Source organism: Flavicella sp. (assembly GCF_037132785.1).
Classification (GTDB): domain Bacteria; phylum Bacteroidota; class Bacteroidia; order Flavobacteriales; family Flavobacteriaceae; genus Flavicella.
Map to the genome: position 1 here is coordinate 1 of NZ_JBAHZZ010000031.1, position 8,604 is coordinate 8,604.

General features: G+C 31.0%; 6 protein-coding genes and 1 pseudogene. 3 read left to right on the forward strand and 4 right to left on the reverse strand.

Features of this window, described 5'->3' with window-relative positions; translation table 11 throughout:
* Both V5787_RS01940 and V5787_RS01945 read left to right on the forward strand, forming a co-directional pair.
* Window positions 1-166: pseudogene (locus tag V5787_RS01940) on the forward strand (IS1595 family transposase); the annotation flags it as partial.
* Between the two features lie 19 nt (window positions 167-185).
* Window positions 186-2,420 (forward strand): peptidase domain-containing ABC transporter, encoded by a 2,235-nt coding sequence (locus tag V5787_RS01945; protein ID WP_336891604.1) that lies wholly within the window; start codon window positions 186-188, stop codon window positions 2,418-2,420.
* A gap of 429 nt (window positions 2,421-2,849) precedes the next feature.
* On the opposite strand, the gene V5787_RS01950 is transcribed toward V5787_RS01945, so the two are convergent.
* Window positions 2,850-3,593 carry a TerB family tellurite resistance protein gene (locus V5787_RS01950; protein WP_336891605.1) on the reverse strand — a complete coding sequence of 248 codons (744 nt, stop codon included), beginning with the start codon at window positions 3,591-3,593 and terminating at the stop codon, window positions 2,850-2,852.
* A gap of 189 nt (window positions 3,594-3,782) precedes the next feature.
* Between V5787_RS01950 and V5787_RS01955 the strand changes: the two genes are divergently transcribed.
* Entirely contained in the window at window positions 3,783-4,196 is a 414-nt protein-coding gene (locus V5787_RS01955) for a BrxA/BrxB family bacilliredoxin (RefSeq protein WP_336891606.1), read from the forward strand.
* A 70-nt stretch (window positions 4,197-4,266) separates the two neighbouring features.
* On the opposite strand, the gene V5787_RS01960 is transcribed toward V5787_RS01955, so the two are convergent.
* From V5787_RS01960 to V5787_RS01970, 3 genes are all read right to left on the reverse strand, one after another.
* Window positions 4,267-4,773 (reverse strand): DUF3575 domain-containing protein, encoded by a 507-nt coding sequence (locus V5787_RS01960; RefSeq protein ID WP_336891607.1) that lies wholly within the window; start codon window positions 4,771-4,773, stop codon window positions 4,267-4,269.
* Between the two features lie 95 nt (window positions 4,774-4,868).
* Window positions 4,869-8,243: a hypothetical protein gene (locus V5787_RS01965; RefSeq protein ID WP_336891608.1), complete on the reverse strand. Its 3,375-nt coding sequence runs from the start codon at window positions 8,241-8,243 to the stop codon at window positions 4,869-4,871.
* A gap of 82 nt (window positions 8,244-8,325) precedes the next feature.
* On the reverse strand, window positions 8,326-8,604 hold a 279-nt coding region (locus V5787_RS01970; RefSeq protein WP_336891609.1), incomplete at its 5' end, for a transposase.

Sequence of the window (8,604 nt, forward strand, 5' to 3'; positions counted from 1 at the left end):
ACCAACTCATGTAAGTAAATGGCATATACAAGCATATTTTGATGAATTTTGTTTTAGAATTAATAGGTCACAATACAAAGAATCCATTTTTCATAAAACAATTCTTAGAATGGTACTACAAAAACCTAAATATCAAAAAAATATAAAACAGACACTAAGCGTATAACTCGGAAAATGTTTTTTAAATGAAATTTACACCTCAACATGATCAAATGGATTGTGGTCCAGCTTGTATAATAATGATTGCAAATTATTATGGGAAAAATTATTCGTTCTCTTACCTAAGGGAGCAAGCATTTATTACGCGTGAAGGGGTTTCTTTATTAGGAATCATTGAAGCGTCAAAACAAATTGGCTTAGAACCGTTTTCTACCATACTCACGGTTGAAAATTTAAAAAAAAAGTCAGAATTATTTCCTTGTATATTACATTGGAATCAAAACCATTTTGTTGTGCTACAAAAAATCACAAAAAGTAGATTTTCAAGCACATGGTATTATCATATAGCCGACCCTGGTCATGGGCTAGTAAAATTAACTGAAGATAATTTTTTACATTCTTGGTGTTCAGAAGAAAACAAAGGAGTTGTATTATTCTTAAATCCGACAAGAGAGTTTCATTTAAAAGAAATTCCGAAAGCAGAAAGATTGACTGTAAAATACTTGTTTAATCATTTAAAACCGTATAAAAAACGCTTAACTATTGTATTTATTTTACTTCTTGTTGGAAGTGGATTGACTCTTGTTTTTCCATTTTTAACAGAAGCATTAATAGACAAAGGAGTTAGTGCAAAAAACATTAATATCATCTTTTATATTCTATTGGCTCAGTTAGGTGTTTTTTTAGGAACATTGACAATAGAGATTTTTAGAAACTGGCTTATGTTATATGTTGGGACGCACTTAAGTATAGATATTATTTCTGCCTTCTTAAAAAAAATGCTTCAATTACCAATAAAATTTTTTGACACAAAAACTATGGGTGATTTTAATCAGCGAATTCAAGATAATAATCGAATTGAAAATTTTTTAACTTCACAAAGTTTAACAACCCTATTTTCATTAATTACTTTTTCTGTTTTCTTTGGCGTACTATGGTATTATGATTATAAAATATTATTAGTATATCTCGGTTTGACAACAATTGCAATTAGCTGGTCGTTCTATTGGCTTAAAAAAAGGAAACATTTAGACTATTACCAGTTTCAGCAACGCGGTGAAAGTCAAGAGTCTATCTACGAGATGCTAAATGGTGTTAGTGAGATGAAACTAAACCAGTTTGAGGAACTTAAACGCAAAGAATGGGAATGCATTCAACAAAAATTATTTAATATTAACATAAGAATTTTAAAAATTGATCAGATACAACTTTCAGGTTTTGAATTTTTAAACCAATTGAAAAATATTTTAGTTACTTTTCTAGCTGCAAATTATGTTGTTCAAGGAAGCATGTCTCTAGGAGCTTTATTAAGTATTTCTTATATCATAGGACAAATGAATTCTTCAGTAACACAATTAGTCAGATTCTTTAGATCATTACAAGATGCTCAATTAAGTTTAGAACGTTTAAGTGAAGTGCAATCTCTTAATAACGAAGAAGAATCAGTTTTAATAAAAGGCAAAAATGTTTTACTTAGAGAACTAGCACCTATAAAAAAAAGATTCCCTGAAAACGGAATTGAAAGAGGAATCAGAATACAAAATGTTTCATTTCAATATGAAGGGCCTAAATCCACCAATATACTTAATGATATTAGTGCACATATTCCTGAAGGAAAAATCACAGCAATAGTAGGAGCTAGTGGAAGCGGAAAAACGACACTTATAAAAATGTTATTACGGTTTTATGATCCAACAGAAGGAAATATTTATTATAATAATGATACTACTACTTCATTATCTCCAAAAAGCATTCGTGAAAATTGTGGTGTTGTAATGCAAGACGGGTTCATTTTTTCGGATACCATAGAACGTAATATTACAACTGGGGATCAAAAAATTGATTTCAAACAATTAGAAAAAGCAATAAAGGCAGCCAACTTAGAAGAATTTATTATTACATTGCCATTAGGTATAAAAACAAAAATAGGGACTGTAGGTAATGGTATTTCTGGAGGGGAAAAACAGCGTATTTTAATCGCTAGAGCTATCTATAAAAACCCAAGATATATATATTTAGATGAAGCAACAAGTGCTTTAGATTCCGAAAACGAACGTGTTATTCATGATAATTTACAAGAGTTTTTTAAAGGTAGAACCGTAGTTATTATTGCTCATCGTTTATCTACGGTAAAAAATTCTGATCAGATTATTGTCTTAAAAAAAGGAAAAATTGTAGAAAGTGGGAGCCATAAAGAATTAGTAGATATTAAGTCCGAATATTTTAATTTAGTTAAAAACCAACTTGAATTAGGAAATTAAAAGTCTATCTATCGAAAATAGGCTGACCTACTTTGGTTTTGTTTCTTGTCGAGACAAAATGACAAATAAATTTAAGCATACAGAATGGCAGACAAACAAATCTATTTAAGACAACAAAAGTCGCATTGATTTTAACCTGTATTGGGAACTGATTCACAAACTGTAATATTCAAGAAATTAAATTCTGAGCAATACCAACCTATGATTGAAATATACAAAATTTGATTTTTAATGATGCACTAATTTGGAATATTTGTAGAAGTAAAAAACAGAGTACAGCTCTGCTACGGCTTTGTTTTTATGTAAAGCATGAATGAAAAAGAAACAAATTTAATACATCCATTATACTATTATGGTTACTCAACCATAATAGTATAATGTCTATCTAGTATAAAAGATGCATTTATTACTTGAAATTAAATAGAAAAATTAAAGTCCTCTTTCTTTTTTTATTTGCTCGTAAGCTTCTTGTATTTTCAAGAATTTTTCTTCTGCCCCTTTTAGATGTTCATCACCTAAATATTTGACTTTGTCTGGATGATGTTTTTTCACCATATTTCTATAGGCAGCTTTTAGCTCTTTATCCGTAGCCGATTTTTCTATTTCTAATATTTTATATGCACTTTCCGCATTTTTATAGAACATAGCTTTTATCGATTCAAAATCGTGTGAGTTGATACTCAAATACCCTGCGATTTTGTGTAACATATCTAATTCATCAGGAGTTATAATTTCATCTGCTTTTGCCAATGCAAATAAGTAATGCATCAATTGCAAACGAGAAGCAAGTTGCATTTGTTGACGAATTTGAAGTGATATTTGACGAACAGAGAGGTCTTGACTATTTATAATTCCTTTAAACAATCTAAATGCGTGGTTGGCTCTGTCTTTTCCATACATTTTTACAAAATATGCTCTCACAAAATCCAACTCTCTTTGATCAATTTTTCCATCTGCTTTGATAACAAAAGAAGAGAGGATCAATAAACTTATTTCAAAATCACCAGAAAGTGTATCATTGTTGTGGTGTTGTGCTTGTTGCCTAAATTCTTGTATGTCTTTTTTAGTAAAGCCATCAATTACGTTTCCAACTATATATCCAAGTAATGCACCTATTGGACCTCCAAAAGACCAACCCAATCCAGCACCTAACCATTTTGTAAAACTTGCCATTTCTAATATAATTTTATACGGCAAAGATACTTTATTTTACATTTTTTCATGTTTTAATCTTCGTTAAGATAGTCTTAAAGAAAAACAAGGAGTCTTGTATAAATGAAATCTATAGTAGGGAGGTGTTTGAATGAGATTCTATGCGTATCTTTGTCGTCGAAAACAATTAATATTCTAAAAAACAAATATATGTATCCACAAGAATTAACTGCACCAATGGAAGCGCAATTGGTACAAGCAGGATTTTCGGCATTGAAAACTCCAGAAGAAGTTGAAAACACATTGAAATTAGAAGGCTCTACTTTAGTAGTGGTAAACTCTGTTTGTGGTTGTGCAGCAGGTACAGCACGTCCAGGAGTAATTGCATCTGTTGAAGGAGCAGTAAAGCCAACAAATTTAGCAACTGTTTTTGCAGGAGTAGATTCTGCTGCCGTTGGGAAAGTAAGGGAATTTATGGTTCCTTTTCCTCCTTCATCTCCAGCAATTGCCTTATTTAAAGACGGAAAATTGGTACATATGTTAGAACGTCATCATATTGAAGGTAGATCAGCAGAAATGATTTCTGATCATTTAAAAGAAGCTTATGAAACCCACTGTAAATAAGTTTCAGTAGAACATAAAAAAAGGGGGATTGACAATGTCAATCCCCCCCCCCCTTTTTTATGAGATTTTTTTAAAACTCCTTTCCGATAGAAATTCCAACTCTTGGAACTATAACAGGAGAATAGTCTGTGTTAAATAAGTTTCTTCCAATTCCAGCGTGCAAATCAGCAACAAATCCATTTACAGTAACATACTTTACTCCAAAACCTAACCCTAAGGCAAAATCTGTATAACTAGAACTGTCACCAGAATTTATATCATTAATATTTTTATCACCCGTATTAAGGCTTCCAAAAAACTCACCAAAATAATTTAAATTTCCTCTCGAAAAGAAATTTTGTCTGTAATAAGGAGTCAATGCAAATTCCTGATCATAGCGAAAACTAGCTGAGGATTTAGCAAAATTAAATAAGACTGAAACACCTACAGAAGATTCTGTGTTTAAGTTATGTTCGAAAGAGACATCTAAAGCTAATAAAGCTAAAACATCAAATACGTCTATTTTTATTTCATTTGTTTGTGCAGAGGATATTTTAAATACCAATGCAAACAAAATTAATGCGATCGTTTTTTTCATTAGATATAATTAAGTTGTATAACAATTTTTATAAAACAAATGTACTATATAAAACTTAAATTATTTAACTTGAAATAACTGTTTTCAATGAAATGTTAGAAAACAGCTCTGAGTTGTATACTTCCTGTATGCACGGTATTTGTTAAGTCACTTTTCCTTCCTGAATAATTTAGGTTTAAATGTAAGTAACTTGTTAATTTTTTTTGTGCAATCAAATTCCATACAAGATTGTTCCCCGGCTGAAGACCTTCTAACATTTCATAAGCAACAGGAGAATTTGTGTTTCCAGAAAAGTTGTTTTTGTACAAGTTAAAATCTGCAAGGATTGCTCCTTTTTCAGGATGGGAGTATTGATATGAAGTTCCTACTTTATGTAGCTCTAAGTAGGTTAAATTTGTAAAATCTGCTTTGTCTTTGTATTCATAAGCAAAGGAAAAATTACTGTTTTTCGAAAAAGAATAGATAAGTTTAGGAAAGAATTCTTGACTGTCGATTTTATAAATTCGATCGCTGTAATTTTCACTATCACTTTCGGTTTCTATTTGACTTATTTTCATGTCAATCAACCAAAACACACCTATTTTATGTTGAAAACTAAGTTGCTTTAACAAATTATTATTTTCTTGAAACCCGATTCCTAGGTTTGTTTTTGATTGTGTTTTTGAATAAATATAAGTCGTAGAATAGTGCTGTAAACCTCTTCTAAAGAAGAAACTGTTTTTAAATGTTTGCAGCAAGCTAATGATAGATTCATTATTTGTATCAAAGGGATTTAGATCAAACCCGTCACTATTTCGTCTCTTTTTTGTATCCACTAAAATATAAGCTTGATTAGAAAATAGAGAAAGAACCCTTCTAAAGTTACCTTTTGTTTTCCATAAGAGAGGGTTGATGTTAAAACTCTGACTAAATTTGGTCTGGTTTACATTGATATAATTAATGGTAGGCAGAGTAACTCTTAAATAATCTGCTTGATCTGAGAATTTTGCAATTTCGAACTCCTCAAATTCCTGAATACCATTGTTATTATAATCAATCCAAGTATAAAACCCTTGACCAGCTTCTGTTTTTATATAAACAAATTGTTGTTGAGGTGAGGTACCTGATGACGTTTCATAAATTGAATTCCAACTGACAAAATTTTGAAACAATCTTTGAGAGTAATTAAGTCTTGAATTCAAAGCATTACTATTGTCTTGAAAAATGTTTTCAACAGTTCTATAATGAATTGCAGCACTCACTTGTGCGTTTTTTTGCTGAACCAATCGAGATTTTATATAATAGCTCTTCGAGTTGTTTACTCTAGTTAATTCGTTGTTTTGAACACTGTCATTCTGCCTTAGGTCAATACCTATTAGGGCATATACTTTTGTGCTATCACCAACTCCCACATAAGCTCCGTAACTTAAATATTTTTGACTTGACAAATTTAATTGTTTTGAAACTACCTCTGTTTGTTTATTATCTTCGGTATCGATTATAGCTCCAATCCAACTTTTGTTAAATTTGTGTTTTAAAAGAATCTTGGCTTTTAGAAAGTTTCCTTTTTGGATAGTACTTTTATTTTTCAGAATACTCGCATTAATCTGTATAGAAGATTTATCAGAAGCTAATCTGCCCGTTATGATGTGCTTGTGCCCACTAAATGAGTTTTGATATTTCAACGATTCATAGTCATAAGAAAATTCACTGTTCTTTTTATTGGAAACCATAATGTGAGATCTTAAAAACTCTTGAGTGCCTGTAGGGTTTTGCAAATTCCAATCTCTAGAAAATTCGACATCGTAAATACGTTGAATACTAGTAAAGTTTTCTTCTAAATAATCAAAATCAATACTACTTTTAACCAACCACTTGTTGTCTTTGTAAATTTGAGTCCAAGCTCCTTTTGCAGCTATGCCTCTGTTATTTTTATTATCGATTGAGGAAAATAGATTTTGATCGTTATTACTCATTGCAATTTCTGTATCAAAAGAAGTTTTTGAAGTTGGACTATAGGTAGCTTTGGCAACAGTAACTTGTAGTTTTGTAGGTGCTACGAGTTGAATCACAGGGTCATAATTTCCAAGATTAGATCCAAGGTATTCAAAAATATTTCCGATGGCAGTTGTTGTTGTCAATTGATAACTACCTTCATTTACTCCGAGGTAACTAAAAGTTACAGCATATAGTTCATCTTCTTTGTTTTGCGAAAACTCGAAAATTTCAATAGTATTGAGGAACGTTTTTTTATACAGAATTGTGTTTTCGTCGTAGTCTTCTCGATAAGCACTTTCAGAAATCATTTTTGATTGATCGTTGCCTGCTTCGGATAGTGTTTCTTTTTGACCGTCTGTTAAGCTTTGTAATAAAGGTTGATTTTTGGCATCGCTTTCCGTATAAAAATAACCTCCAATTTTAAGTTTTTCTCCTTTATAAAAGGCTTTATTATAACTTACAAATCTAGTGTAATTCCTGTCTGAATATTGAAATTCTGCAGTAATTCTCATATTTGAGGTCACTGGAAAAGTGGTTGTAAATGTTATTTCAGCAGTATTATAATCGATGGTATAATCATTTTGATTTCCTCGCTTTATCGGTATACCATTGATATAAATGGTTTCACTACCCGACAAAATAATAATATAAGATTCGTTATTGGGTCCGAGCAGCTTATAGGGACCCTGATTCCCATCAACACCATTAAATTGATAACGTGTAAACCGTCCTCTTACCAGAGCTCCTGATGCTTTAAAATTATTTTCAGAAGTTGTGTTTGTGGGTGTGATATCTACAGAGAGTCCAGCTACTTTTTTATCAAAACTTAAAAATTCAGTTTCATCATTATCTAGGTTAATATCACCTGCTTTTATATTCCATTGATTGGTGAATAATTCGATAAATATTCGATCAAATTCTTCTATTTGTTGTGAGTATCCATTTTTTTGAATAGGAATATTACTGTCGGATATCGATGCTTTGATTGTGACATCCTTAGATAATTTACCAGAAATTTGTAAATCTAAACTAGAGTTCGTAACAGCATCTTGATTGTTACCAATAGTAAGTCCCCGGACTAAACTCCCTTGCGTATAGAGACCTTTAAAGGGAGTTTTACCTTCGTCTTTTTTCTTTGAAATCCGATATAGATTGGCTGTATTATTGCTGTTAGGAACAATTAAGTTTTTATTTAATGGGGCATAGGTTTGAGTTAAGAAATCAGGATAAGCGGTATATTCAACTTTGATATTATTGTATTTATCAGCGTCAATAATTAGCAAAGAGGTTGCAAAGTTAATGGAGTAATCACTTTGAGGTACTATTTCGTTATTATATAGGATTTTAAAACTTACAGGACTTATACTTACGTCTGATATATAGAGACTATCTGTTTTTACTTGAAGCTCCTTACTTTTTGAATTAGAGAATTTGGTTTGGGCTGTGCTGACCAAACAGAATAAATAGAAAAAAAAAAATCCAATTATTTTCATGAAGTATAATAACGTTCAGAAAACAAATTTAGTTTAAAAATTTGAGTCTAATAGCTCTTCGTAGCTAATCTTCAGGGCAAACTCACACTTTTATGTTTAGCACTTTTAAAAGGTAATGATGATTCCACCCCGCTTTAAGTCTCTTTCCAGCAACACCTTGTTTTTCAGTTTTTTCATTTTTCAATAGATTTAGTGCTATCTTAAGTAATTTTACCGTGACGGTATTTAAAACATCTTCTAAATTAGATATCTCATTCTTACTTGCAGTTGTGGTTAATACTCCAAGAACCAAGCCTTGTTGATCGGTTACATGATGTTTCTTAAAACCAAAATGATATTTCCCTCTCTTTCTTAACCAAGT

Coding starts and splice junctions, on each gene's coding strand:
- V5787_RS01950 (WP_336891605.1), bottom strand. CDS start 3,593: ATGGCAAGTTTTACAAAATGGTTAGGTGCTGGATTGGGTTGGTCTTTT.
- V5787_RS01955 (WP_336891606.1), top strand. CDS start 3,783: ATGTATCCACAAGAATTAACTGCACCAATGGAAGCGCAATTGGTACAA.
- V5787_RS01960 (WP_336891607.1), bottom strand. CDS start 4,773: ATGAAAAAAACGATCGCATTAATTTTGTTTGCATTGGTATTTAAAATA.
- V5787_RS01945 (WP_336891604.1), top strand. CDS start 186: ATGAAATTTACACCTCAACATGATCAAATGGATTGTGGTCCAGCTTGT.
- V5787_RS01965 (WP_336891608.1), bottom strand. CDS start 8,243: ATGAAAATAATTGGATTTTTTTTTTTCTATTTATTCTGTTTGGTCAGC.